This window comes from Candidatus Symbiopectobacterium sp. NZEC135, from assembly GCF_025962695.1.
Window position 1 is genome coordinate 1 of record NZ_JAGFPF010000530.1, and the last position, 1254, is coordinate 1254.

A 1254-nucleotide genomic window follows, 5' to 3' on the forward strand; every position below is an offset into this window, starting at 1 on the left:
CACGCAGATTCTTGTTCCGTTGAATTCTGTTAGTTTCATGGGAAGCGTCATGTCCGTTATGATTGCTATAGCACCCGTTAGGACATCCGAGCGTAGTCATTTGATTGGTTTTTATTAGGTGACTGACTGATTTTGATGGCCTACAGGATTCGAATTGGCTATTCATTACATTGAATTTAAATGAATAAATCGTGTTCGATAAATTTTATACCAACATTTATACCAACATGTCGTTTTGTGTCGACGTTAAGGTGTTGCAGGAGTGAAGCGATAGCACATAAGTGTCAGTTGTCGTCTCTGGTCTGTGCGTCTGGTTGCTCTCGTTCCGGTATGAAATCATGTGTTATCTTTTCACCGTCAAACCAGCTATCCCAGGTCTTCTGATTCTGGGAATTGAGCTCAGATGAATCAGTTTGTGGTTCGAAGGCGTTTAAATGTTCGGTAATCCAATTCACGGCTATCTTCCATTCGTTAGTGGAAATCCACCCGACGTGATTGAGGCTGCACTGGCCCATGTGGATAAAAACGAGGTGCGCCGCGCCTATAACCGCAGCGACTATCTGGAACAACTCCGCCCCTTGATGCAATGGTGGGCTGATTTTGTGAAGGCGGCAGATAGGGGGAGCCTTTTAGAGGGCGACAGCATGTTTGTTCGATTGAAGCATGAATGAAAAGGGTTGTGCTCAGCCTTTGCACATAGTGCAGAGGCCGCCTCTGGGCGGTAAAAGATGCGCCAGTAGAATGCGTATCAATGGCCGAATTTAGCCAAGTCCTCTTTAGAGAGCTCCGTCATTTCCATGATAGTGGCGAAATCCATTCCTTTTTGCAGCATGGCTCTGGCTATTTTCAACGTTGCTTCGCGCTCACCTTTCTCGATACCTTGCTCAATACCTTTTTCAATACCTTTCTGTTCCAACTGTTCCGCTATGGTCATCAGTTCATCTCCATGTTGCGGCACACGTTGTGCCAGTTGCCTTACATAAGCTTCAGCATTTGATGTGTTGCCTGCCTGTACCATGTAATTTATCAGCGATATGACCTGTTGTCTGGTCATGTTAGTCGTCAGCATAATCGTTACCAGCCGGTCCATCAAGTCAGACAAATCTCGTTCGCGAATGTGCTTTTGTATCAGTGTCAACGCAGCCATACTGCGATGCTGCATAATGTCCTCATCGGGAATGATCGTCACATCAACCAGCGAGAAATCTTCACTGTAGAGCTGCCTGGCTAAAGCCGGATCGTCGAACAGTTGTA

General features: G+C 46.1%; 1 protein-coding gene and 1 pseudogene. One reads left to right on the plus strand and one right to left on the minus strand.

Annotated elements, in window-relative coordinates:
• Nucleotides 1-476 precede the first annotated feature (476 nt).
• Nucleotides 477-671 (plus strand): annotated as a pseudogene (locus tag J5224_RS28475) (integrase); the annotation flags it as partial.
• A 77-nt stretch (nt 672-748) separates the two neighbouring features.
• Here the strand turns inward: J5224_RS28475 and J5224_RS28480 are convergent.
• Nucleotides 749-1254, minus strand: a 506-nt coding sequence (locus tag J5224_RS28480; RefSeq protein ID WP_264628462.1) for an Rpn family recombination-promoting nuclease/putative transposase, incomplete at its 5' end; no start/stop codon positions are given.